Here is a 24,472-nt window from a genome sequence, read left to right as displayed (position 1 = left end):
TGATCCCTTATGAAATGCAGTTCCAAGGTGATGCGCCACCGGCCTTGCGACAACTTGTCGCAGGCAGCTGTCGAGTCAAACCGATGCCTTGCGACAATTTGTCGCGAGTTTCAGCATCACGGACAGGCAAGTCGATGCGGTGGATCGTCCGCGCGACTGTCGGTGAATGGAGACAGTCCGGCGTGCCTCAGGCCGGATCCGCCGCCAGCACGCGGTTGCGCCCGCCCTGTTTGGCGGCATACAGCGCCTGGTCGGCGCGTTGCACCAGGGCGGCAGCCTGGACAGCGGCGTCCACTTCGCCTGCGGCTGGCAAGAGCGCGGCGCCGATGGACACCGTGATGCGCAGCGGCTCGGCCACCTGCACCGGCATGCTCTGCGCGGCGATGACACGGCGGATGCGCTCGGCGGTGTCCAGCGCAGCGCCCAGGGGCGTGGCGGGCAACAACATGATGAACTCTTCGCCGCCGTAGCGGGCCACCACGTCGCTGCCGCGCAGCTGGGCGCGGATCAGGCGCGCCACGTAGCGCAGCACGGCGTCGCCCGCGGGGTGGCCGTGCGTGTCGTTGATGCGCTTGAAGTGGTCCACGTCCAGCAGCAGGCAGACCAGGGGCAGCTTGCTGCGACGCGCTGCTTGGACTTCCTCGAGGCAGCGCGCTTCGAAATAACGGCGGTTGTGCACGCCGGTGAGGCCATCGGTCAGGCCGGCAAGCTTGAGGCGTTCGGTGGCCAGCGCGCTGTCCAGGCAGACGGCCACCAGCGCAGCCAGGCGCTCCAGAAAATCGGTGCTGCTGCCGCTGGCGAAACGCGTGGTCTCGCGGCTGCCCAGGTTGAGGCTGCCGATGAAGGCGCCGCGGTGCACCAGGGGCAAGAGGGCCACGCTGCCCGGCGTGGTCGATGCCCCATCGAACAGGAAATCGTGCGCTGCCGTGGGCGCGCCCAGCAGCGGGCGGGCGCCGGCCCCATAAAGCTGCTGCAGGGGCTGCTCACCGTGCAGCAGGAGCAGCTGGACGGGCTGGGCTGCGCCGCCCTCGCCCAGGATGCGCGCGGCTTCGTACTGTGCGTCCACCAGCGCCAGGGTGACGCAGTCGAGTTCGAACAGCGCGGGATAGTCCACCAGCAGGGTCTGCACCAGATCGACCAGCGAGGACGCGGCTATGACCTTGCGTTCGAGCTGGTCGAAGCGGCGCAGCTTGTCCTGGTTGAGGCGGGCCTCGGTCATCAGGCCGTCGAGCTGCTCGCGCAGGCGCCGGTTCTCGGCCTGCAGCAGGGCGACCGACAGGCGCGCGGGGGCGCCCGTGCTGTCCGGCGCATGTGCGCCACTCCCTGACTCGTTCTTGTGCATGCCTGAATGGTAACGCGGCGCCCTGCACGGTATGTGTGGGATATGTGTCAGGCCGTGGCCTCGAAAGCCGCGTGGAAAACCACGCTGCCCTGCGGCAGGGAAGCGCCGAAGGCCAGGGCCATGAAGTACTCGGGCGGGATGCCGGGGTAGAGCAGGCCGGACACGGGCTTGAAACCGAAGCGTGTGTAATAAGCCGGGTCGCCCACCAGCAGGCAGCCGGCCGCACCACGCGCACGCAGGCCGTCGAGCGCGGCGTGCATGAGGGCGGAACCGATGCCCTGCCCCTGCAGCGCGGGCAAGACGGAGATGGGGCCCAGGCCGTACCAGCCCGGTGCTCCATCGGAGATGGTCACGGGCGACAAGGCCACGTGGCCCACCACCACGCTGTCGCGTTCGGCCACCAGCGAGAGCGTGAGCTGCCCGGCGCGCCGCAGGGCGTTGACGATGAAGTGCTCGGTGTGCGCGGTATGCGGCGCATTCAGAAAAGCGGCTTCGGTGAGGGCCGTGATGGCCGGCACGTCCAGGGTGGTTTCGTCGCGGATGCGCAGGTTCATGCCCGGACTGTAGCGTGTGACAAAAGTCGCAGTCCGGCGCGCGGCCAGCGCGGCAGGCCTGCATCGACGCCGGTGCCGGCTAGACTGCAGCCTGGCCCGCTTCGCCACACCCCACAGCCACTCCGCCCCAAGGAAGTTCTGATGAAAAGAATCTTGTGTTTCGCCGCCCTGATGCTGTCCCTGCTCGCTGCGCCGTCGATGGCAAACGAAGTCCCAGACGAGGCGCTGGCCGTGCCGCTCAAGGCCCTGCGTCGGGTGGACAGTCCCTTGCTGCAGGACAGCGCGGGTGTCGTGGCCCAGGCGGTCGTCGGCGGCTCGCAAGCCGCGGCAGCAGGGTTGCAAGCCGGGGATCTGCTCATCCGCTACGGGGACCGACCCATCCATTCGATGACTTCTTTCATCAGCCGGATCGGCAAGACCTCGGCAACGGACAGCCTGAATCTGGTCTTCCTGCGCCAGGGGGAAACCCGGACCGTGCAGGTCCGTGGCGGCAGGCTGGGCGTACAACTCTTCGATGGATCAGACAAGTTCTGGTTCAACAATGCCAAGAGCAAACTGCGCCTGTCGCACGACGGCCTGACGGTGGACCTGCACGCACATGCCCGCCTGCAACTCACGGCGTCTGACACCACGCCACCTGCGACCGCTCAGGTCGCGGCAAGCGCGCGCATGCTGGACTGGCAAGCCTATCTGAACACCCCGGCGCTGCTCGCTGCGAAAACGCAGCCACCCCTGGCCGCACCTCTCACGGAAACCGCTGGCATGCCGGTCACCGACTGGAAAAACTCGCTGGCGCCCAAGTTCAATGGCAAGCCCCTGGCTCTGGCCCGGGGCGAAAGTTCGCGCGCCCTGGCCATCGCCCCCGATACATCCCGCTTCGTGCTCGGCACGGACAGCGGGCTGCGGATGTTCGATCGCAACGGCCAACAGCTCTGGTACACCAGCACCGCTACGGAAACCTGGGCCGTGAACCTCTCCGGCGACGGCCGCTACGTGGTCGCCGCCTTCGTGGACGGCAGCCTGCGCTGGTTCGGAGCCGCTGACGGCCAGGAGCGGCTGGCGCTGCTGCTGATGTTGAGCCAGGACAACTGGCTGGCCTGGACGCCCGAGGGTCATTACATCGCCGCCAATCCGGCCGATCCGCGACTGGGCCAGGAGATCTACCCCACCCTCAGCCCGGCGGCACGCCGGATCAAGACCCCGGACGGCTCGCTGAACCCGGAATACCACCGGCCCGACCTGGCGCTGGCCGCCTTGTTGGGCAGCGATGCGGGCAAGTCGGCGACGTCAGCGGCTGCACCCGCAGGACGCCGCTTGTCGGCCCAGCTGTCATGGGTGAACAACCAGAACCTGCCGCCTCCCGCTGAAGTCGCAGCCCCCCGACCGATCGCGGGCAACAGCGGACGTTTCTTCAGCCCCTACACCAGCACGGGCGCCATGGCCATGTGGGTCATACCGCAGCAGGCGGCCCCCGGCGGCAACTCGGAAATCGCCGGCACCGTCGGCAGCCAGGTCGGCAAGCAGGTTGGTAGCAAACTGCTCGACTTCGTTCCTTTTGGGCTGGGCAGCGCCGTGGGCGCGCAGCTCGGGGACTCGATGGCCCGCAACGCTGCCGGTGGCGGGGGTCAGACGACCACCACTAGCCCGGAGAGTGTCAGGGCCCAGTCGGACCTGTCCTTCAACACCCTCGATGAGCTGGCCGCCTACCTCTATGCCCAGCATTCCGCCCGCGCCGATTACGGCCAGGCGCTGGAACGGACTTTCGCGGTGTATCCCGAGTTGCGCCGTCTCTACCCGCATGCCATCTACCGGGCCGAACTGGTGTCGAGCCGCTCGACGCCAGCCGCCACGGCGACGGCTGGCGCCAACACCAGCGCCAGGGACCGGCTGCTGCAGCTGCAGCAGTTGAAGAGCGACGGCTTGATCACCGAAGCCGAATACCAGGCCCGGCGCAGCCGGATCCTGGAAGGGCTATGACGGCCCGCCTGGCAGAAAGAGCGGAAGCATGCTGGCGGCCGACTTTCTGTGCGTGGTCTCGAACCTGTCAGCGACTCACTCGGCCTTGAGGCCTGCGGTCTGGATGGCTTTGCGGTTGAGTTCGATGTCCTTCACGAGGAAGGCCTGGAACTCTTGCGGGTTGAGGAAGGTCGGCACCGCACCATTGGCCTCGAAGGCGGTCTGCAGCTCGGGTTGTTTGATGGCCTGCTCGGTCACTTCCAGCAGTTTGCGGGTGGCAGCTTGGGGCAGGCCCTTGGGCGCCAGCAGGCCGATCCAGCCGGCGAATTCGTAGCCGGGCACCGTCGAGGCCAGTGAAGGTGTGTCACCCACCGGCCTGTGACTCGGCCCCATGCTGTGCCCCAACAGGCGCAGCCGTCCGCTCTTGACCAGTGACATGGCGGCGGGCGCCGGCGTCAGCACCCAATCCGTCTCGCCGGCCACCACCGAGGCCACGCCCTGGCTGCCGCCCTTGTAGGGCACGTGCAGGGACTTGAAACCCGCCGCGTTCTGGAAGGCCACGCCCGCCAGATGGCTGGCCGAGCCCGGCCCCGCCGAGGCCATGTTCGTCTTGTCGCCCTTGGAGCGGGCGTAGGCGATGAGTTCAGCCGTGGTCTGCACCGGCAACGCCGGGTTGACCACCAGCACATTGGGCAGCATGGCAAAGATGGCCAGCAGGTCCAGGTCGCGCAGCGGATCGTAGGGCACGGCTTTTTGCAAGAGCGGCGCCGTGGTGATGGCGCTGGTGGAGCCGATGATCAGGGTGTAGCCGTCCGGGGCGGCCCGGCGGCCGGCCTCCACACCGATGGCGCCGGCCGCACCCGCGCGGTTGTCCATCACCATGGATTGCTGCAGCAGCGGGGCCATGCGTGCAGCCACGGCGCGGCCCATGGTGTCGACGGAGCTGCCGGGCGCATTGGGAATGATGAGCTGGATGCTGCGGCTGGGATAGATCTCCTGCGCGGCAGCGGGCAGGACCTGCGTTGCCGCGATGGCGGACAGGGTGCCGAGGAAACCCCGGCGGGATGCACGAGCGATTTGCGAGTTGTTCATGACTGTCTCCTTGATGTATGCACGGACCCAGGACACGGAAGAAGAAACGGCGCCCAGCATCCCTGACGGAATGCTGGACGCGCGCGCCCTCACTCAAGCTCTTCAATGCGCGTAGCGCAGCACCAGGCTGGCCGCACCCAGCGCCTTGCCCTGCAGTGCCGTCATCAGCTCGGCCTTGTTCAGGCCGGGCGGCAGCGCGTCGGGCGCCAGCGAAGTGGCGATCAGGGTGTAGACGTAGTGCTGGGGCGCGTTGCCGCGCGGCGGGCAGGGCCCCAGGTAAGCCGGCATGCCCAGCGTGTTCTTGCCCGCCACCAGCTTGCTGCTGGCGGTGCTCGCCTCGCCTTCGGCCAGGCCGCTGACGGTGGGTGCAATGCCGTAGGCCACCCAGTGGTTGACGCCCAGGCCGGCACGGCCGGCCTGGTCATCCATCACGATGGCGAAGCTGCGCGTGCCCGCGGGCGCACGCGTCCAGGCCAGGGCCGGGGTGATGTTCTCGCCCACGCAATTGGGGTTCTTCGGGTTCTTGCCGGCATAGGGCTGGGTCAGCAGGGTGTTGTCGGCACGGCCGGGCGAGCTGAGGGTGAAGCCGGTCGAAGTTGCCGGCGAAGCGCCGGACAGGCCGGCGCAGGCGCCCAGCAGGCTGGCGCCTGCCAGCAGCAGGCCGAGTTGGAGGACGCGATGCAGGGGGGGTGTGATGCGCATGGTGGTTCTCCTTATTCCGGCAAGAGGCCGATTTCCTGGGCCGCGGCGCTCCAGCGCTGGTGCTCGGCGCCGAGGAAGGCGCCGGTCTGCTCGGGCGCACCCAGCGCCTCGGCCATGGGGCCGATGGTGGCCATGCGCTGCATCACGTCGGCGTCGCCCAGCAAGGCATTGATTTCCTTGTTCATGCGCTGGATGGCAGCGGCCGGCGTGCCGGTGGGAGCCACCACGGCGAACCAGCCCACCATCTCGAAGCCGGGCAGCAGCTCGGACAGGGCCGGCACCTGCTCCCAGCCGGCCACGCGCTTGGCCGCGGTGACGGCGAGGTAACGCAGGCGGCCCTGGCGCACCAGCGCGGCGGTGGAGGCCACGTCGGCCACGGCCACGTCGGCGTGCCCGCCGATCAGGTTCTGCACCGCCACGCCGACCGAGGCATAACCCACCAGGTTGGCCTGCATCCGGGTGCGTGCGTTGATGACGCGGGCGATGATGCCGCCGAAGGTGCGCGGGCCTTCATTGGCCAGCGAGACCTTGCCGGGCTCCGCCTTGGAGCGGGCGACCAGGTCCTGCATGGAGGTGATGGGCGACTCGGCCTTCACGACCACGGCAAAGGGGCTCTTGGCGATGAAGGCCACGGGCACGAAGTCCTTCTCGGGGTCGTAGGGCATGGTCTTGAACAGGTACTTGTTCGTGACCAGCGCGGCGGTGGTGGCGAAGTACAGGCTGTAGCCGTCGGCCGGCGAGCGCGCCGCGGTCTGCGCGCCGATGATGTTCTGGCCGCCGGGCTTGTTCTCGATGACGATGGGCTGGCCCAGGGCCTTGCCCAGGCGCTCGCCCAGCAGGCGCGCCACGTTATCCGGCCCCGAGCCCGGGGGCTGCGAGAGGATGAACTTGACCGGCTTGTCGGGGAAGGCACCGTTGGCCTGGGCCCAGGCGGCGGGAACGGCGCTGGCCAGCAGGCTGGCCTGGATGAAATGTCTGCGTTGCATGTCTGTCTCCTCGTTGGCTGTCGTTGTAAAAACTGTTGATCTCAGAAAGCCGCCAGCGCCTCCAGCTGCGCCGCAAGTTCCTGCGCACCGGATGCCACGCCGTACACGTAATGGTCGGGGCGCACCAGGGCGGCCGTGCAGCCCTGGCGCTCGAACCAGCGTTGCAGCACGCCCTCGGCCTCGGTGCAGCCGGGTGTGCCGAGCTGGACCACGGTGAGGCCGGGCCGCACCTGCACGCGCGCCTGCTGGCGCAGGGCGGCATCTGCATGCTCTGCCAGCACCAGGCGCCAGCCGCTGCCCAGCACGTCGTCCATGCGCTGCTTGTCGCCATCGATCAGCAACCAGGGCTGGGGGAAGATGGTGCCGCGCGCGGGATGCACCTGTGCGGCCAACAGGCCGGCGCGCAGCGCGGGCTGCACGTCCTGGCGCGGCGTGGGCTGCACCACACCACCGCATTCGGCCAGCAGCTTCGCATCACGCGCGCGGGCGCGCACGGGGTCGCGCTCACAGATGATCTGGCCGATGCCCTTGATGCGCGTGGTGAGGTCGATGACGTGGGCCTTGCGCTCCTCGCCGTAGCTGTCGAGCAGGCGTTCGGGCGCGCCGGCCTGCAGCACGGCCTGCAGCTTCCAGCAGAGGTTGGCCACGTCGCGCACGCCCTGGCACATGCCCTGGCCCAGGAAGGGCGGCTGCTGGTGGGCGGCGTCACCCGCCACGAAAACGCGGCCGCTGCGCCACTGGCTGGCCACCAGGGCGTGGAAGCGGTAGCTGGCCTGGCGCCAGAGCGTGGCATCGGCCGGCGTGAGCCAGGGGGCCAGCAGCTTCCAGGTGCCTGCGGGTGTGGCCACCTGCGTCGGGTCTTCGCCGGGGTTGATGGAGATTTCCCAGCGGCGGTGCTTGCCGGGGCAGATCAGGTAGGTGCTGGGGCGTTCGGGCTTGCAGTACTGCACGCTGGTGGTCGGCAGTTTGGCCAGGCCTTGCTCATTGACCAGCACATCGACCACCAGCCAGGGTTCGTCGAAATCCAGGTCTTCCAGCGTGATGCCGACCTGGCTGCGCACGGTACTCGACGCCCCGTCGCAGGCGATGACATAACGCGCCTGCACGGTAGAGGTTTTGCCATCGTCACCGCTGAGGGTGAGCGTCGCCTTGTCGGCGTCCTGCTTGATCTGCGTGAGCGTCTGGCCCAGGGCCACGGTGACGCAGGGAAAGGACAGCGCGTGCTCGCGCAGGATGCGCTCGGCCGGCGGCTGGGTAAACACCACCGAGGGCGTGTGGCCCAGCGGGTAAGGCGGCGCCACGGTGGACATGCGCTTGATGACCTGGCCGTCCACGCCGTAATAGACCGAATCGGTAAAGGGTTCGACAAAAGGCTTGATCTTTTTCGCCACGCCCATCTGCTGGAACAGGCGGATGATCTCGTGGTCCAGCGCGATGGCGCGGGGTTTGTCGTAGACCTCGCGCAGCTTGTCGCACACATAGGTGCGGATGCCCAAGGCGCCCAGCAGGCCGGCCGCGACCGCACCCGACGGGCCGAAGCCAACGATGGCGACGTCATAAGGCGCCGCCGCTTTCACGTTCGCCATGGTCAGGCCTCGTCCTCGATGGTGTTGCGCAGCAGGCCGATGTTCTCGATCTCGATCTCGACCACGTCGCCGTGTTTCATCCAGACCGGGGGCGTGCGGGCCTGGCCCACGCCGGCCGGCGTGCCCATGACGATCACGTCGCCGGGCTCCAGCGTCATGCACTCGGTGAGCAGCTGGATGGTCTCGGCCACGCCCCAGATCATGTCGCGGGTGTTGGCGTCCTGCATGACCTGGCCGTTCAGGCGCGCCTGGATGCGCAGGTCGGTGGCGCCCGCGGGCAGTTCGTCGGCGGTGACCAGCGCGGGGCCGAAGGGGCCGGTGCGGTCGAAGTTCTTGCCGATGCTCCACTGCGGTGTCTTCTTCTGGTAGTCGCGCACCGAGATGTCGTTGAAGACGGAATAACCGAACACCGCTTCCAGCGCGTTGTCCATCGTGCAGTGCTTCACGGTCTTGCCGATCACCACGGCCAGTTCGGCCTCCCAGTCCAGGCGCTCGGAGACTTTGGGGCGCAGGGCCTTGGCGTTGGGTGCCAGCAGCGAGGAGGCGCAGCGCAGGAAGAACCAGGGGTAGACCGGCTTCTCGCGTCCGCCTTCCTTGGCGTGGTCGTAGTAGTTCAGGCCCAGGCAGACGATCTTGCCGGGCTCGGGCAGCACGGGGGCCAGCGTCACGCTGGCCAGCGGCACGCGCCTGGCGTTGGAGGCGATGGCCGCCTTGGCGGCACCGGCCAGGTCCTGGCCCGCGCGCAGGGCGGTGCGCAGGTCGGCGCTGATCTGGGGCTGGGCCTGGTTCAGGTCGATGACCTCCTGGCCGGTGACGACGCCCAGTCGCTGCTGGCCGCCCTGGATGTAGGTGATGAAACGCATGAAAAAACTCCTGGCTACAAATCAGAAAAAATTCAGGAAACGAAAACAATGGCTTTTTGCGCCTGCTTCAGGCGCGCGCTGGGCGGCAACGAGATGCCCCACTGGTCGACGCGGCCCGGTGGCCAGGTCCAGTCCGAGGGCTGTCTGGCCTGGTAGCTGTCGTCGACCTGCTCGACCTCGGCCGTGTATTCGATGACCACATCGAAGGGGCCGACGAAGTAGTTGAAGGCGTTGTCGCCGGGGCCGTGTCGGCCCGGCCCCCACTCGATGCCGTAACCCGCGTCGCGCATGCGGCCACCGCCGCGCATGACGGACTCCAGGTCGGGCATGAGGAAGGCGATGTGGTTGAGCGCGTCGTTGTCGGTGTCGCCCAGCGCGATGCTGTGGTGGTCGCTGTTGCAACGCATGAAGGCCATGATGCGGGTGCGGTCAGAAAGCGAGAAGTCGAAGACCTGCTCCATGAAGGCGCGTGTGGCTTCCACGTCGTGGCTGTTGAGCACGGTGTGGGCCAGGCGCAGGGGGCGGTCTTTTTCTTCACGCGCGTCGGTGTGCAAGGCGTCGCCGTGCACCAGGCGGAAGATGCGGCCGTCGGCATCGGCCACGGTCACAGCCGTGCCACCACCGGGCTCCTGCACCGGACCCACGGACTCCAGCACACGACCGCCCGCCGCGTTGACGGCCTGCGCTACTTCGTCCAGCGCCGCACGGTTGCGCGCGCGCAGCGTGACGTTGCGGATGCGCGCCGGACCCGGAGCCTGGTGCAGGGCCAGCAGGTGATGGTCGGCACCTGTGCCGCGCAGGTAGAGGGCATCACTCGTGCGCGCGGCCACGCTGAGATTCCAGGTGCCGGTGTAGAACGCTTCGGCCTGTGCCAGGTCGGGCACGGTCAGGGCCACGCTGCGCAGGGCGGCCACGCGGGAAGAGGCATGGGTCATGCTTGTTTTCCTTGTGAAATGGGCAAACCCAGAAAGCGCCGGGCATTGGCCTGCGTCAGCTGGTCGACGACGGTCTCGTCGAAACCCGCGGCGCGGATGCTCTCCAGCGGACGGGCGTCGTGGAAGTTGAAGGGGTAGTCGGTGCCCACCATGAGTTGCGAGGCGCCAAAAGTGCGCACCAGGTGCTGCAGCGTGGGCGCATCAAACACCAGGGTGTCGTAATAGAGTTCACGCGCCTGTTCGGCGGGTGACTTCAGCACGCTGTCCTTCAACGCGGGGAAGACGGACATGGCCTGCTGCAGGCGCGGCAGCAGCATGGCCAGCGTGCCACCGCCGTGGCTGAAGGCCAGGCGCAGGCCGGGCACGCGGGCCAGCAGGTTGCCGGTGAGCACGGAGGCGGCGGCCAGGCCCACGTCGGTGGGATAGGCCAGCACCTGCTGCAGCGGCGGCGGGCCGACCAGGCGGTCCATGCCGGCCGGGCGCAGCGCGTGCACGAAGACCGGCATATCCAGCGCGGCGCAGGCCTCGAAAAAAGGCAGCCAGCGCGGGTCGCCCATGACGACGCCGTTGATGTTGCTGCCGATCTCCACACCCTTGAGCCCCAGGGATGTCTTGATGTAAGTCAGTTCGCGGATGGCCAGGTCCATATCCTGCAGCGGCACGGCCCCCAGGCCGATGAGCCGGCCGCCGGACTCGGCCACCATGCCGGCGATCTGCTCGTTGAGGTAACGCACCAGCTGCGCACCCACGGCCGGCGCCAGCCAGTAGGACAGCAGTTCGGGCATGGGCGAGATGGCCTGCAGTTCCAGGCCCATGTCGGCGAAGTCGGCCAGGCGACGCGAGGTGGTCCAGCTCTTGTCGGAGACGGTGCGGTAGTTCTTGCCATCGATCATCACGCTGCGGTGAAAACAGTCCTGCGCCGGCGCCATGGAAGGCCAGCCGCTGGGTGCGGCCCCGCCCAGCCAGGCAGGAAATTCACCGGGGATGACGTGGGCGTGGACATCCACGCCGCAGTTGCAGTGCATATGCAACGCCCTTAGCCCGCGACCAGGCCGGCCGACACCACACCGGCGATGCAGATGGCTTCGTCCTCTTCACCAGTGCCGCCGCTGGCGCCCACGGCGCCCAGGGTCTCGCCGTCGGCATTCCTGATGAGAACGGCACCGGTCTGCGGCAGGAATTTGCCGCCAGCCGTGGCGGCCAGGGAGACGAAGAAGTTGGGGTTGTCCTTGGCGCGCTGGCCCAGCAGACGGCTGGACACGCCCATGCCCACCGCACCCCAGGCCTTGGCCTGGGCGACCTCGAAACGGAACATGCTGGCGCCGTCCTCGCGGGCAAAGGCCTTGAGATGCCCCGCCTCGTCCAGCACGACGATACCCATGGGCTTGTAGCCGGCGGTTCTGGAATGGGCCAGCGCGCCCGCAATGATCTGCTGCGCCTGGGCGAGCATGAGTGTCTGCACCTTGTCTGTCTCCTCGTGGGCCGGATCCGTCTTGACGCGGATCAAATCAGTGATGGAAGCGAGTCTAGGGAGAGCCCCATCATTGATCTAGTCGATTCCATAAATACATAGAATCCATGGCATGGATATACGATCGGTCGACCTGAACCTGCTGGTGGTGTTCGACGCCATGCTGCAGCACCGCAACGTAACCCGCGCCGGCGAGGCGCTGGGCCTGAGCCAGCCGGCCATGAGTGCGGCGGTGGCCCGGCTGCGCGTGCTCTTCGACGACCCGCTGTTCGTGCGCGCCGGTGCGCAGATGAATCCCACGCCGCGCGCCGAGGGCCTGGGCACGGTGATCCGGCCCATCGTGCTGACCATCCAGTCCGAGATCCTGCAGCCTTCGATCTTCGATCCGGCCAGCAGCCAGCGCGCCTACACCCTGCTGACGCCGGACATCGCCGAGATGAACTTCCTGCCGCGCCTGCTGGCACACTTGGCCGAACACGCGCCGCAGGTCAGCCTGAAGACCCTGGCCATGCCGCGCCACGCGGCTGCCTCGGCGCTGGAGTCGGGCGCGGCCGAACTGGCCATCGGTTATTTCCCCGACCTGCAGAAGGCAGGCTTCTACCAGCAGCGCCTGATCCGCAGCTCGCATGTCTGCCTGCTGCGCAAGGGGCACCCGCTGGGCCGGGGCAAGCTGACACTGCCCCAGTTCCTCAAGGCCTCGCACGCGGTGGTCAAACCCGATGGCCGCGAGCACGTGATCGAGCAGTTCCTGCAGGCCAAGGGCATCCAGCGGCGCGTGGTGGTGGAGCTTTCGCACTTCATGAGCCTGCTGCCCATCGTCGAGACCTCGGACCTGATCGCCACCGTGCCGCGCGACCTGGCGGCGTTCTTCGTGCAGCACGGTGAGGTGCGCTACGTGGACACGCCCATGAAGTCACCGGTGATCGACGTGCACCTGTTCTGGCACCAGCGTTTCCAGAAGGACCCGGCGCACGTCTGGCTGCGCAAGCAAATCCACGAGCTGTTCCGGCAGGACTAATAAGGCTTGCGCCCGACCCAGTTGCCCGCCGGCTGGTACTGGCAGACCCAGACCTGGTCCTGGCTGTCCGCACACACGGCCATGGCACAGCCGACCTCGGTGCTGGTCTGCCAGACCAGCTGCGTGTAGTGGCCGCACATCCTGCCGGGCTTGCAGCTGTTCTTCTCGTGGTTGTAGTCGCGCTTCTCGCTGCCCCAGCTGTCGACCACCTGGGCCGGCGACACCCGGGCCTGCTCGCGTCGCCCGTCCGACCAGCGCAGGGCGCTGGACCAGTAGAGGTTTTCGCCGTAGCGCCCCTCGGTCTTGCTGTGCTGCATGCGGCACTGATTCGTCCGCTTCAGCTGGTCGGCCCAGGCCTGGGCCGAAACCTCCAGACGGGGCGAATAGCTGAGTTCGCCCACGCCGACCTGGGCTCGCCACTGGTTGTGGGCAGCCACCATGGCTGCGCGGTCGATCTCCTGCGCGCCAGCAAAACCGGCAAACAGCAGCAGCACGAGCCCTGACCATCTGGATGTCATACGCTGCATCTTAGGACAAGAGCACGGCCGCGCCGGCCTTCAGCGGCTGGGTGCCAGCAGCACATCCACGGAAGTGAGCCAGCGCACATGGCGCGGGCCGGGGCGCACGTCCTGCAGCGAACGCAACGAGGGAAAGCCGTCACGCGCGAGCAGGTCGTCGTCACCGTGCTTGAGCAGCACCAGCACGTCGTCGCCCCCGCGGGTGTTGTAGAGCTCGCCCCAGGAGAAGACCGTCTGGTAGCCGTCCTGTGCGGTCAGCAGCACATAGGCACGGCGTACCGAGTGGCGATCGGAAGCCAGGCCGGCCTGGTCGAGCAGCGCACGCAGGGGGATGCCGCGCATCAGCACGGTCTGCGTCACCTCGCGGCCCTCGACGATGACACTGCGTTTTTCCGTGTAGTCCTTCTGCGGCAGGGCCTGAAGGTCCTGCGCGGTGAGCGTGAGCTTGTGCTGCACCAAACCACCGACCTGCAGCAGCACGGGCCCGGCCGCCTGCGCGGCGCCGGCCCAGCAGCAGAGCAGGAACAGCAGGGCTCTCATGGCCGGCCGAAGCCGTAACGCTGCAGCACGGCCTGCCCCGGTTCGGAGAGCAGGTAGGCCACGAAGTCGCGCGCGGCCCGCGGGGCGTCACTGCGTTGTGTGAGCCCGTAGGCGGCGCCCACCTGCAGCTCGGGCGGCACCTGCACGATCTTCAGGCGCGGCACTTCGCGTTGCGAGGCCACGGCATTGGTGCAGTAGGTCAGGAAGACGTCGGCCTGGCCTTCGTCCATGACCCAGGCGTAGGTACCGCGGCCGGCCGGCGGCTTGGGCGAATCCGCGCCGCCGGTGAGCTTGAGCGCCTTGGTTTCCAGCAGCGCATAGCCGCCGGGCCGCACGGCTTCGGCCTTGCGGAACAGGGCCCAGGCGTAGTCACCTGAAGGGTCGGCCTTCGGCGTGGAAGTGCCCAGGCGCACGTCGGGGCGCAAGAGTGTGGCCAGCAAGGTGTCGGGCGTGGCGCTGATGTGGGCCGCAGTCAGCGCGCACAGGCTGTTGCGTGCAAAGACCTGCGGCGGCGCCCAGCCCCCGCGTGCGGCCAGGCGCTGCGGATGCTCGGTGTCGGCCGAGGCGAAGACCAAAGCGCCCTCGCCCTGCTCGATGCGCTGGCGCAGCAGGCCCGAGGCGCCGAAGGTCAGCGCGACCTTCTGGCCGCTGCGGGCCTCGTGGTCGGCAGCGATGGCGGTGAGCGCCTCGCGCAGGCTGCCGGCGGCGTAGACCGGCAGCGGTGTCGCGGCCTGCTCAGTCATGGCACAGCCCGCGAGCGCCAGCGCGATGGTGCCGAGGATGAACGCGATGCGCTTCATGTGGCACCACCGGGCTTACTGACCGGCGTTCGGGAAGAACAGCTGTTCGCCGCCGATCTTGTAGCCGGCGATGGCGTTCTGGCCGGCGGGCGAGACCACCCAGTCGACGAACTTCTGCGCTGCCGCCAGCTTGACCTGCGGATGCTTGGCGGGGTTGACCACCATCACGCCGTACTGGTTGAACAGGCGCTTGTCGCCCTCGACCAGCACGGCCAGATCGGCGCGGTTCTTGAAGTTGAGCCAGGTGCCGCGGTCGGCCAGCACGTAGGCGCCGCTGCTGGCGGCGATGTTGAGCGCCGGGCCCATGCCGCAGCCGCATTCCTTGTAGCCGCTGCCCTTGGCCTCCAGGCCGGCCATCTTCCAGAAACGCAGTTCGGCGGCGTGCGTGCCGCTCTTGTCACCGCGCGAGATGAAGGCGCCGTTGGCCGCGGCGATCTTCTTGAGCGCGGCCACGATGTCGCTGCCCCTGGTCGCCACCGGGTCGGCCTTGGGGCCGATCAGCACGAAGTCGTTGTACATGACGGCCTGGCGCTTGAGGCCGAAGCCGTCGGCGACGAACTTCTCTTCGGCCACCTGGTCGTGCACGAAGACCACGTCGGCGTCACCGCGGCGCGCCATGTCCAGCGCCTGGCCGGTGCCCAGGGCCACGACCTTGATGTCGATGCCGCTGGCCTTCTTGAACTCGGGCAGCAGGTAGGTGAACAGGCCCGACTGCTCGGTGGATGTCGTGGACGACATCACGATGGTCTGGGCCGAAGCGGCCAGCGCAGCGACGGCCAGCGTGGCACCGACAGCGACCTTGAGGAAGGCGGATTTGAAGTGGTTCATGCGAGTTCTCCTTTGACAAACAATGCAGCGGATGGGGAAACGGCCTGCAGCCGTTCGGCGTCGAAAAATTCCTGTACCGGCAGGTCGGCCAATACACGGCCGAGTTCCAGGTAGATGACACGGGTGGCCAGGCGTTTGACCTGGCCCAGGTTGTGACTGGCGAAGACCACGGTGACGGGCCGGCCCCCTGGGCCCGCGGCGAAGTCGGCAATGAGCTGCTCGACCTCGCGCTTGGCGTGCGGATCCAGGCTGGCGGTGGGTTCGTCCAGCAGCAGCACCTCAGGACTCAGTGCCCAGGCACGTGCCAGGGCCAAACGCTGCTGCTGCCCGCCCGAGAGCGTGCGCGCCGGCTGGCCGGCCTGGAGCCGCAGGCCCACACGCTCCAATGCGAGCAGCGCGCGGATGCGCGCCTCGCGCCAGGGCGTGCCGCGCAGCCACAGGGCCAGGGCCACATTGTTCTGCGCCGTGGTGCGCAGCATGAAGGGGCGCTGGAACAGCATGGCCTGGCGCAGGCCGGGATCGGCCAGGCAATGGCCGGCCGTGGGCCGCAGCAGGCCGTGCAGGACACGCAGCAGCGTGCTCTTGCCGCTGCCGTTGGCGCCCAGCAGGGCCACGGACTCGCCGGGCTGGATGCAGAGGTTCAGCTCGCGCAAGGCCTGCAAGGCACCGAAGGCCAGGCCGGTCGACTGCAGCTCGAAGACGGGCCGGGCCGAACGCTCGATGGCGTCGCCCAGGTCGTGCAGCGTGGTGCCACGGGTCGGCAACACGGCGCTCACCGGGAAACCTCCGTGCTGCGCACTGCGGTGCGAGCACCTGCTGACGGCCGTGCGGTGCTCATGCTGCGGCCTCCACGCCCAGGCTGAGGCCACGGCCGCTGCCTTCGACGCGCTCGCGCCAGCGGCGCACCAGGGCGATCAGGGTGTTGAGACCCAGCACCACACCCAGCAGGATGATGCCCAGCGCCAGCGCCAGCGGCAGGTCGCCCTTGCTGGTCTCCAGGGCGATGGCCGTGGTCATGACCCGCGTGAAGCCGTCGATGTTGCCGCCCACGATCATCACGGCGCCCACTTCGGAGATGGCACGGCCGAAGGAGGCCATGAGCATGGTGAGCAGGGCGTAGCGTTCGTCCCAGGCCAGCAGCAGGCCGCGCAGGCCGGTGCCCGCGCCCAGGGAGCGCAGCTGCTCGCCGTGCTGGACCTCGGCGTCCTCGATGACCTGGCGCGTGAGCGCGGTGGCCACGGGCAGCACCAGGATGGCCTGGGCCAGCACCATGGCCTCGAAGTTGAAGAGCCAGCCCAGATGGCCCAGCGGGCCGGAGCGTGACAGCAGCAGGTAGACCACCAGGCCCACCACCACCGAGGGCACGGCCAGCATCGTGTTGAGCAGGGTGAGCACGGCATCGCGGCCGGTGAAGCGCGCCACCCCCAGCCAGGCCCCGAGCACCACGCCCAGCACGCAGGCGATGGCACAGGCCGTGGCGCTGACGCCCAGCGAACGGCCGACGATGGCCAGCAGGGCGGGGTCGAGGGAGGTGATGAGTTGCAGCGCTGTGCTCGCGCTTTCGGTGTAGGTCGACATAAACGGGAGTTGTTGTCAGGTATCGTATGGACTAGCCCAAAACCCCACCATATGAACTACCGTGCATAGGTTGCAGTTCCACTACACCTTCGTCCCGCAGGCCCAGCAACAGCCCGGCCTGATCCGCAACCCCCTGCTGGACATGCTGCACGCGGTGCAGGAAAGCGGCTCGATCTCGGCCGCCGCCCGCCAGCTCGACCTGTCCTACCGCCACGTCTGGGGCGAGCTCAAGCGCTGGGAGAACGAACTGGGCAACGAGCTGCTGATCTGGGAAAAAGGCCAGTCTGCGCGCCTGAGCGAGTTCGGCACCAAGCTGCTGTGGGCCGAGCGCCAGGCGCAGGCCCGCCTGTCACAGCAGATCGAGGCGCTGCGCGCCGACCTGGAGCGCGCCTATGCCGTCGCTTTCGACGACTCGGTGCACGTGCTCACGCTCTACGCCAGCCACGACGACGCCCTGAGCGCCCTGCGCGCCCACGCGGCACAGACGCAGCAACTGCACCTGGATGTGCGTTTCATGGGCAGCGTGGACGCGATCCGCGCGCTCAACGAAGGGCGTTGCGTGATGGCCGGTTTCCACACGCTACAGCAGCCCGGTGCGGGCTCGCTGGCGGAGCAGACCTACAAACCCCTGCTCAAGCCCGGCCTGCACAAGATCATCGGTTTCGCGCGGCGCAGCCAGGGGCTGATGGTGGCCAGGGGCAATCCGCTGGGCCTGCATGGCCTGCCAGACCTGATGCGCAGCGGGGTGCGCTTCGTCAACCGCGCACTGGGCACGGGCACGCGCGTGCTGCTCGACGAGTTGCTCAGGCAGCAGGGCATCGCAGCCGGCCGCATCAAGGGTTACCGCCACACCGAGCCTTCGCACGCCGCGGTGGCGCAGGCCATCGCCGCCGGCCAGGCCGACGCGGGCCTGGGGATCGAGGCATCGGCGCGTGCGCGCGGCCTGGACTTCGTGCCCCTGGTCGAGGAGGACTACCACCTGGTCTGCCTGAAGTCGGCGCTGGACGAACCGGCGGTGCAGGCCCTATGCAAGGTGCTGCAGGGCGAGGGCTGGTTGCAGCAGCTGCAGCAGTTGCCGGGCTACCAGCCCGCTGCCCAGCCAGGACAGGTGCTGGCCATGAGCCGCCTGCTGCCCTGGTGGAACTACCGCAAACCGAAGGACAAACCGGCCGGCAGGACGGCGCGCAAGACGCCTCAGACGGTGCAGGAGCGGAAACCGCTGAAGACGTCGTCGCGCCCGGGCAGGAAATAGTTGCGGTACCTGGGCGATTTCATGCGCCGGCGCGTGGCCAGCGAGGCGCCGCGCAGCACCTTGTGGGTGCCGAACCAGGGCTCGGAATAGTCGCGGTAGGGGTCGGCCGCGAAACCGGGGTAGCCGTAGAAGGTGCTGGCCGTCCACTCCCAGACCTCGCCCCAGCGGAAACCGCGCGCGGCAGCCTGGTGCGCCGCCAGCTCCCACTCGACCTCGGTAGGCAGGCGCCGGCCGGCCCAGCGGCACCAGGCGTCGGCCTCCCACCAGCTCACGTGCATCACGGGTGACCAGCCGGCCATGCGCACGGTCTGGCCGAACCAGCGCTGCAGCACAGCCCCATGGCCGCCGGGGCGCGCCACGCCGATCTGCTCGACATGGCGCGGCGCGCGGCGCCCTTCGCGCCGGACCTGGTCCTGCAGCCAGTCCCAGCCGGCCGGCAGCCAGAGCTCGGGCCGGTCGTAGCCGCCATCGGCGACGAATTCGACGTACTGGGTCCAGTTCACGGGCTGGGCGTCGATCTCGAACTCGGGCACCGCCACCTCGTGCGCCGGGCGCTCGTTGTCGAAGGTGAAACCGTCGCCCGCATCCAGCCCCAGCCGCCAGCGGGTGGCCGGCAGCCACAGGGGCTCGCGCGTGAGGGCGGGCGCCGGCAGATCCAGCTGCAGGCGCAGGCCCAGGGTCTGGGCCATGTAGACGAAGGCCTCGCCGTGCATGTCCTCGTGGAACAGGGCCAGGCGATAGAAATAGAGCGCGTCGTCCTCGTCCGGGGTCTTGGCCAGCAGCTCCAGGGTGGCTTCGAAAGTGGCCAGCAGGTAGGACTTGATGTCACCCAGCGAGGGCAGTTCCAGCGCCCAGCGCCGGTCGTGCGGCATGCGGCTGGAGTCCCACCAGAAGTCGGCCTGGGGCAGCAGCGAGGCCAGGAGCGTGGCCTGAGGGTCGGCACGTGGCCCCTGGTGGCGCTGCAGGTTGCGCCCGATCCAGCGCTCCTGGAACCAGCCCAGGTGGCCCAGCTCCCACAAGGGCGGGTTGAGCTCGGGCAGACAGGGCACCTGCATGCCCTGCACCCGCAGCGCCTGCTCGTACTGGTCGATCAGGAACAGGGTGTGGTTGCGCGCGTCCATCAGCGCCAGGCTCAGCAGGTCCCGCCCGGCGCGGCGCAGGTCGGCGCTGTCGAGCCGGGAGAAGGAGGGGACGGGAATTTCGAAGGCCATGGCCCATTATTCCGCGGGCCGCCGCAGCTGTCGACCACAGGTGGCGGTCGGCAGAACTACCTACTGGTGTTTACACCCGGAGAGCGTCCCCTGCCCCCCCTTTAAAATCAGTCGTTTTGCCAGTTGCGGCGGCCGACACCCGCGCACCTACCGGTGCTGTGGCCCCCGCTGGCAGGCACCGGACCACCCTTTCCTGGAGCGAGCATGCAGGTACTCTTAAAACTATCAAGGCTGATCGACAGCCTGAGCAGCCGGGTCGGCTGGCTCACCATGTGGCTGATCCTGGCCACCACCCTCATCAGCGCCGGCAACGCCATCGTGCGCAAGGCCTTCGGCACCAGCTCCAACGGCCTGCTGGAGATCCAGTGGTACCTGTTTGCCGCCGTCTTCATGCTGGGCGCGGGTTACGGTTTCCTCAAGAACTCGCATGTGCGCATCGACTTCATCGCCGCGCGCCTGAGCGCCCGCGCACGCAACTGGATCGACGTGGGCGGCATCCTGCTGGTGCTGATCCCCTTCTGCGGCATCTGCATCGCCCTGAGCTGGCCCATGTTCACCCAGGCCTACACCTCGGGTGAGATGTCGCAGAACGCCGGCGGACTGATCCGCTGGCCGGTCTACGCCTTCATGCCCCTGGGTTTTACCCTGCTGCTGCTGCAAGCCCTGTCGGAGCTGCTCAAGCGCGTGTTATTCCTGCTCGGCCAGGGGCCGGACAGCCTGGCCGACGCCGACCACAAGAGCGACGAGCAGAAGCACCTGGAAGAACTCGAAGCCATCGCCGCCCGCAAGCTGGCTGGAGAAAAATAAATGGAATTCCTCGCACAACAGTTCGTGCCCATCATGTTTGCGGGCCTGCTGGTTCTGCTGCTGACGGGTTTCCCGGTGGCCTTTGCGCTGGCCGCCACCGGTCTGGGCTTCGGTTTCATCGGCATGGAGATCGGCCTGTTTCCGTCCTCCCTGTTCCAGGCCCTGCCGCTGCGTATCTTCGGCATCATGCAGAACGACACGCTGCTGGCCATCCCCTTCTTCACCTTCATGGGCATCATCCTGGAGCGCTCCGGCATGGCCGAAGACCTGCTGGAGACCGTGGGCCAGGTGTTCGGCCCGCTGCGCGGCGGCCTGGCCATCGCGGTGATCCTGGTGGGCGCCCTGCTGGCCGCCACCACGGGTGTGGTGGCCGCGGCCGTGATCTCCATGGGCCTGATCTCGCTGCCCATCATGCTGCGCTACGGCTACAGCCGCACCATCGCCATGGGCGCCATCACGGCTTCGGGCACGCTGGCGCAGGCCATCCCGCCCTCGCTGGTGCTGATCGTGCTGGCCGACCAGCTGGGCCGCTCGGTGGGCGACATGTACGCCGGCGCGCTGGTGCCGGGCCTGCTGCTGGTGGGCCTGTACCTGCTGTTCGTGGTGATCGTGGCCCTGTTCAAGCCCTCCATGGTGCCGGCCCTGCCGCCCGAGGCGCGCATCTACCGTGAACCCAACGGCACGTCGGGCCACCGCTCGTTGCTGGTGCTGGTGCTGATCTGCGCCGGCGTGGGTTATGCCTGGTCCCTGGTGCACGACGGCCTGATGACCGCCTGGCTGGAGCGCACCGTGCCCTCGCCCGGCGACGAGATCGTGATCATGTCCATGACCCTGGCCTCGCTGACCGGCCTGGCCCTGGCCATCGTCAACCGCGTGAGCAAGCTGGGCCTGCTGTCGCGCCTGGCCGAGCAGGTGACCTTTGTGCTCATGCCCCCGCTGATCCTGATCTTCCTGGTGCTGGGCACGATCTTCCTGGGCGTGGCCACCCCCACCGAAGGCGGCGCCATGGGCGCAGTCGGTGCCCTGGTGCTGGCCCTGGGCAAACGCCGCCTGGGCATGGGGCTGATGAAACAGGCGCTGGACAACACCGCCAAGCTGGCCTCCTTCGTGCTGTTCATCCTGATCGGCTCCACGGTCTTCAGCTTCACCTTCAATGCGGCCGACGGCCACTTCTGGGTCGAGCACCTGTTTGCCGACATGCCCGGCGGGGCCTGGGGCTTCCTGATCGTGGTGAACATCCTGGTCTTCATCCTGGGCATGTTCATCGACTTCTTCGAGATCGCCTTCATCGTGATCCCGCTGCTGGCGCCGGTGGCCGAGAAGATCCTGCCCGGCCTGTTCCCGGGCATGACGGCCGACGTGGCCATGATCTGGTTCGGCGTGATCATCGCCATGAACCTGCAGACTTCATTCCTGACCCCGCCCTTCGGCTTCGCGCTGTTCTACCTGCGCAGCGTGGCGCCCAAGAAGGACTACACCGATCGCGTCACCGGCCAGCTGATCCCGGCCGTGACCACCGGACAGATCTACAAGGGCTCGATCGCCTTCATCATCATCCAGCTCTTCATGGTGGGCATCATCATGGCCTTCCCCAATCTGGTGACAGGCAATATCGACAAGGGGCAGAACCTCTCGGACAGCGAGGTGATGCAGCAGCTGGAGATGCAGAGCAACGCCACCGGCGAGGAAGAAGCACCCGCCGGGGACGAGGCGTCCGAACCTGAACTCAAGCCCGAGGATGATGAAAGCTCGCAGACCGAGGCCGATCCCATGCAGGCCCTGCAGGACGCGATGAAAAAGGACGGCAAATAAGCCCGGCCCGGGATCGCTGAGGGCGCCTGGCGCGCCCGACAGCTGCCCCGCACCAGCCCCGCTTCGGCGGGGCTTTTTCTTGCCCGTCCGGGGCCTCTGGCAAGCGGGCCGGGCCACAGCGCCTCTGCGCCCGGCCTGCCGCACCGGCGGCCACAGCAGCGCCAGCACGACCCGCGCACCGGCGGACGAGCGAGACCCGCTGCGCCCGCCCCGTCCATCCCCGGGCCTGGCAAAAGGGCACAGGCAAAAAAAAGCCCCGCCGGAGCGGGGCTTGCGAAGTCGCCGTGGAGGGACTTACAGCTTCTGCGACTGCATGTAGCTGTCGAAACGCGCTTCCGTGAAACGGAACCAGAGGTTCTGCTCGCGGCGGAAGTTGCTGTAGTCGGTGTAGACCTTCTTCCAGTTCGGGTTCTTGGCGCTGATGTCGCTGTACAGGGCCATGGATTCCTTGAAGGCCAGGTCCAGCACGTCCTTGGGGAAGGGCACGACCTTGGCCTTGTTGGCGACCAGCTGCTTCAGGGCCTCGGGGTTCTTGGCGTCGTACTTGGCCTGCATGTCGGTGTGGGCGAAGGCTGCGGCAGCCTCGACGATGGCCTTGTTCTCGGGCGACAGGGACTCATAGGCCTTGTTGTTGACGAACACGTCGAGCTGCGGGCCACCTTCCCACCAGCCGGGGTAGTGGTAGAAAGGAGCGACCTTGTAGAAGCCCAGCTTCTGGTCGTCGTACGGACCCACCCACTCGGCGGCGTCGATGGTGCCCTTTTCCAGCGCCTGGTAGATCTCGCCACCAGGGATGTTCTGCGGCACGCCGCCCATGCGCTCGATCACCTTGCCGGCGAAGCCGCCGACGCGGAACTTCAGGCCCTTCATGTCCTTGACGCTCTTGATCTGCTTGCGGTACCAGCCGCCCATCTGCGCGCCCGTGTTGCCGGCCGCGAAGTTGACGATGTTGTAGTTGGCGTAGAACTCGCGCAGCAGTTTGCCGCCGTTGCCCTGGTAGATCCAGGCGGTCATCTGGCGGCTGTTCAGGCCGAAGGGGATGGCACAGCCCAGGGCGAAGGTCTCGTCCTTGCCGAAGAAGTAGTAGGGCGCCGTGTGGCAGCACTCGACGGTACCGTTCTGCACGGCATCCACCACGCCGAAGGGCGGGACCAGCTCACCGCCGGCATGCACCGAGATCTCGAATTTGCCACCCGACATTTCCTTGACCTTGCGGGCAAAGACTTCGGCAGCGCCGAAGATGGTGTCCAGGGCCTTGGGGAAGCTGGAGGCCAGGCGCCAGCGGATGGCGGCCTGGGCGTGCACGGCAGGTGCGGCGCCGGCAGCCAGCACGCCGGCAATGCCTGCGTGCTTGATAAGGGAACGACGGTCCATGAATGTCTCCTTCTTTGATGAACTGAGGTGGGCCGATTCTAGGAAGCGCCCACTGCCACAGGCATAGGGGCTTACCCCCGTACGTGCTTCTACGCAAAAGAAAACGGGCCCGCAGGCCCGTTCCTTATGCTCATTGTCGCTCGGCTTACAGTTTGGCGGAGGACATGAAGCCGTCGTAGCGGAACTCGGAGAAACGCGCCCACAGGATCTGGTCGCGCTGGAAGGCGCGCATGTCCTGGTGGATCTTCTTGAACTCGGGCGACTTGGCCTCGTGCTCGGCGAAGACGGCCATGGCGGCCTTGTAGCCGGCGTCCATGATCTCCTTGGAGAAGGGCTTGAGCTGGGTCTTGGCAGCGACCAGTCGCTTGAGGGCCAGCGGGTTCATGGCGTCGTACTTGGCGGTCATGTCACGCGCGGCCACGGCGGTGGCGGCGTCGACGATGGCCTGGTTCTCGGAGGACAGCGCAGCGTAGGCCTTCTTGTTGATGAAGAACTCGAGCTCGGCGCCGCCTTCCCACCAGCCGGGGTAGTAGTAGAAGGGAGCCACCTTGTTGAAGCCCAGCTTCTCGTCGTCGTAGGGGCCGACGAACTCGGTGGCATCCAGCGTACCCTTTTCCAGCGCCTGGTAGACCTCGCCGGCGGGCATGTTCTGGGCCACGACGCCCAGCTTCTGCATGGTCTCGCCGAACAGGCCGCCACCCATGCGCATCTTCAGGCCCTTGAGGTCCTTGACCGTCTTGATTTCCTTGCGGTACCAGCCGCCCATCTGGGTGCCGGTGTTGCCGGCGCTGCGGCTCTTGATGTTGTACTGGTCGAGGAAGGCATCCATCAGCTTGCGGCCGTTGCCGTGCTCCATCCAGGCGTCCATCTGGCGTGCGGTCAGGCCGAAAGGCACGGCGCAACCGAAGGCGAAGATGGGGCTCTTGCCGGTGAAATAGTAGGGCGCGGTCTGCGCCATCTCGACGGTGCCGTTCTGCAGCGCATCCACCACGCCGAAAGCGGGCATCAATTCGCCGGCCGCATGCACCGAGACTTCGAACTTGCCGCCGGACAGGGACTTGACGGTCTGCGAGAACTTCTCGGCGCTGCCGAAGATGGTGTCGAGCGATTTGGGGAAGCTCGAGGCCAGGCGCCAGCGCACGGCAGCCTGGGCGTGGACGGCGGGGGCGGCACCAGCGGCCAGCACGCCGGCAATGCCGGCCTGTTTGATGAGGGAACGACGATCCATGTTCTTGACTCCAGTTCAG

Annotated in this window: 24 protein-coding genes; 5 read left to right on the top strand and 19 right to left on the bottom strand. The window is 67.7% G+C overall.

Features of this window, described 5'->3' with window-relative positions; all coding sequences use genetic code 11:
* Positions 1–187: 187 nt before the first annotated feature.
* Entirely contained in the window at positions 188–1,342 is a 1,155-nt protein-coding gene (locus HTY51_RS04245; protein ID WP_174251561.1) for a diguanylate cyclase, read from the bottom strand.
* Positions 1,343–1,389: 47 nt separating this feature from the next.
* Entirely contained in the window at positions 1,390–1,896 is a 507-nt protein-coding gene (locus tag HTY51_RS04240; protein WP_174251560.1) for a GNAT family N-acetyltransferase, read from the bottom strand.
* A 141-nt stretch (positions 1,897–2,037) separates the two neighbouring features.
* Here HTY51_RS04240 and HTY51_RS04235 point away from each other — a divergent pair, with 141 nt between their 5' ends.
* Positions 2,038–3,873 carry a PDZ domain-containing protein gene (locus tag HTY51_RS04235; protein ID WP_174251559.1) on the top strand — a complete coding sequence of 612 codons (1,836 nt, stop codon included), beginning with the start codon at positions 2,038–2,040 and terminating at the stop codon, positions 3,871–3,873.
* A 75-nt stretch (positions 3,874–3,948) separates the two neighbouring features.
* Here HTY51_RS04235 and HTY51_RS04230 read toward each other — a convergent pair whose 3' ends face one another.
* The 8 genes from HTY51_RS04230 to HTY51_RS04195 all read right to left on the bottom strand — a co-directional run bounded on the left by HTY51_RS04230 (position 3,949) and on the right by HTY51_RS04195 (position 11,478).
* Complete coding sequence (locus HTY51_RS04230; RefSeq protein WP_174251558.1) at positions 3,949–4,944, bottom strand: tripartite tricarboxylate transporter substrate binding protein; 996 nt, start codon at positions 4,942–4,944, stop codon at positions 3,949–3,951.
* Positions 4,945–5,046: 102 nt separating this feature from the next.
* Positions 5,047–5,646: a YbhB/YbcL family Raf kinase inhibitor-like protein gene (locus tag HTY51_RS04225; RefSeq protein WP_174251557.1), complete on the bottom strand. Its 600-nt coding sequence runs from the start codon at positions 5,644–5,646 to the stop codon at positions 5,047–5,049.
* Positions 5,647–5,657: 11 nt separating this feature from the next.
* Positions 5,658–6,632, bottom strand: a complete 975-nt coding sequence (locus HTY51_RS04220) for a tripartite tricarboxylate transporter substrate binding protein (RefSeq protein WP_174251556.1) — start codon at positions 6,630–6,632, stop codon at positions 5,658–5,660.
* 41 nt (positions 6,633–6,673) lie between these two features.
* Positions 6,674–8,218 (bottom strand): bifunctional 3-(3-hydroxy-phenyl)propionate/3-hydroxycinnamic acid hydroxylase, encoded by a 1,545-nt coding sequence (locus tag HTY51_RS04215; RefSeq protein WP_174251555.1) that lies wholly within the window; start codon positions 8,216–8,218, stop codon positions 6,674–6,676.
* A gap of 2 nt (positions 8,219–8,220) precedes the next feature.
* Complete coding sequence (locus tag HTY51_RS04210) at positions 8,221–9,081, bottom strand: fumarylacetoacetate hydrolase family protein (RefSeq protein WP_174251554.1); 861 nt, start codon at positions 9,079–9,081, stop codon at positions 8,221–8,223.
* Between the two features lie 32 nt (positions 9,082–9,113).
* Complete coding sequence (locus HTY51_RS04205) at positions 9,114–10,016, bottom strand: VOC family protein (RefSeq protein WP_174251553.1); 903 nt, start codon at positions 10,014–10,016, stop codon at positions 9,114–9,116.
* Positions 10,013–11,023, bottom strand: coding sequence for an amidohydrolase family protein (locus HTY51_RS04200; RefSeq protein ID WP_371733858.1), 1,011 nt, complete (start codon positions 11,021–11,023; stop codon positions 10,013–10,015). The genes HTY51_RS04205 and HTY51_RS04200 overlap by 4 nt, the downstream gene beginning before the upstream one ends.
* 29 nt (positions 11,024–11,052) lie before the next feature.
* A complete protein-coding gene (locus tag HTY51_RS04195; protein WP_174251551.1) occupies positions 11,053–11,478 on the bottom strand; it encodes a heme-binding protein in 426 nt (141 codons plus the stop codon).
* 121 nt (positions 11,479–11,599) lie between these two features.
* Here HTY51_RS04195 and HTY51_RS04190 point away from each other — a divergent pair, with 121 nt between their 5' ends.
* Entirely contained in the window at positions 11,600–12,505 is a 906-nt protein-coding gene (locus HTY51_RS04190) for a LysR family transcriptional regulator (RefSeq protein ID WP_174251550.1), read from the top strand.
* Here HTY51_RS04190 and HTY51_RS04185 read toward each other — a convergent pair.
* The 6 genes from HTY51_RS04185 to HTY51_RS04160 form a co-directional block, all read right to left on the bottom strand.
* Positions 12,502–13,023 (bottom strand): CAP domain-containing protein, encoded by a 522-nt coding sequence (locus HTY51_RS04185; RefSeq protein WP_174251549.1) that lies wholly within the window; start codon positions 13,021–13,023, stop codon positions 12,502–12,504. The two genes, HTY51_RS04190 and HTY51_RS04185, sit on opposite strands and share 4 nt — an antisense overlap.
* Before the next feature lie 39 nt (positions 13,024–13,062).
* Entirely contained in the window at positions 13,063–13,563 is a 501-nt protein-coding gene (locus tag HTY51_RS04180; protein ID WP_174251548.1) for a molybdopterin-dependent oxidoreductase, read from the bottom strand.
* Positions 13,560–14,363 (bottom strand): molybdate ABC transporter substrate-binding protein, encoded by an 804-nt coding sequence (locus HTY51_RS04175; protein ID WP_174251547.1) that lies wholly within the window; start codon positions 14,361–14,363, stop codon positions 13,560–13,562. Before HTY51_RS04175 ends, HTY51_RS04180 begins: the two co-directional genes overlap by 4 nt.
* Before the next feature lie 15 nt (positions 14,364–14,378).
* Positions 14,379–15,191, bottom strand: a complete 813-nt coding sequence (locus HTY51_RS04170; RefSeq protein ID WP_174251546.1) for a substrate-binding domain-containing protein — start codon at positions 15,189–15,191, stop codon at positions 14,379–14,381.
* The gene (locus HTY51_RS04165) at positions 15,188–15,913 is read right to left on the bottom strand and encodes a phosphate ABC transporter ATP-binding protein (protein WP_254607043.1); all 726 of its coding nucleotides are present in this window, start codon (positions 15,911–15,913) and stop codon (positions 15,188–15,190) included. Before HTY51_RS04165 ends, HTY51_RS04170 begins: the two co-directional genes overlap by 4 nt.
* 112 nt (positions 15,914–16,025) lie before the next feature.
* On the bottom strand, positions 16,026–16,769 hold the full coding sequence (locus HTY51_RS04160; RefSeq protein ID WP_174251545.1) for an ABC transporter permease: 744 nt from the start codon (positions 16,767–16,769) through the stop codon (positions 16,026–16,028).
* Positions 16,770–16,830: 61 nt separating this feature from the next.
* On the opposite strand from HTY51_RS04160, the gene HTY51_RS04155 reads away from it, so the two are divergent.
* A complete protein-coding gene (locus HTY51_RS04155) occupies positions 16,831–18,021 on the top strand; it encodes a substrate-binding domain-containing protein (RefSeq protein WP_371733857.1) in 1,191 nt (396 codons plus the stop codon).
* Here the strand turns inward: HTY51_RS04155 and senA are convergent.
* A complete protein-coding gene (gene senA / locus HTY51_RS04150; RefSeq protein ID WP_174251544.1) occupies positions 17,964–19,232 on the bottom strand; it encodes a selenoneine synthase SenA in 1,269 nt (422 codons plus the stop codon). The genes HTY51_RS04155 and senA overlap by 58 nt on opposite strands.
* A 204-nt stretch (positions 19,233–19,436) precedes the next feature.
* On the opposite strand from senA, the gene HTY51_RS04145 reads away from it, so the two are divergent.
* Positions 19,437–20,039 carry a TRAP transporter small permease subunit gene (locus HTY51_RS04145; RefSeq protein WP_174251543.1) on the top strand — a complete coding sequence of 201 codons (603 nt, stop codon included), beginning with the start codon at positions 19,437–19,439 and terminating at the stop codon, positions 20,037–20,039.
* Entirely contained in the window at positions 20,040–21,851 is a 1,812-nt protein-coding gene (locus HTY51_RS04140; RefSeq protein WP_174251542.1) for a TRAP transporter large permease subunit, read from the top strand.
* 294 nt (positions 21,852–22,145) lie between these two features.
* Here HTY51_RS04140 and HTY51_RS04135 read toward each other — a convergent pair whose 3' ends face one another.
* Positions 22,146–23,225 (bottom strand): TRAP transporter substrate-binding protein, encoded by a 1,080-nt coding sequence (locus HTY51_RS04135; protein ID WP_174251541.1) that lies wholly within the window; start codon positions 23,223–23,225, stop codon positions 22,146–22,148.
* 145 nt (positions 23,226–23,370) lie between these two features.
* A complete protein-coding gene (locus tag HTY51_RS04130; RefSeq protein WP_174251540.1) occupies positions 23,371–24,453 on the bottom strand; it encodes a TRAP transporter substrate-binding protein in 1,083 nt (360 codons plus the stop codon).
* Positions 24,454–24,472: the final 19 nt, after the last annotated feature.

The sequence above is a fragment of the Rhodoferax sp. BAB1 genome (assembly GCF_013334205.1).
GTDB lineage: Bacteria > Pseudomonadota > Gammaproteobacteria > Burkholderiales > Burkholderiaceae_C > Hylemonella.
This window is presented reverse-complemented; position numbering and strand designations above follow the sequence as displayed.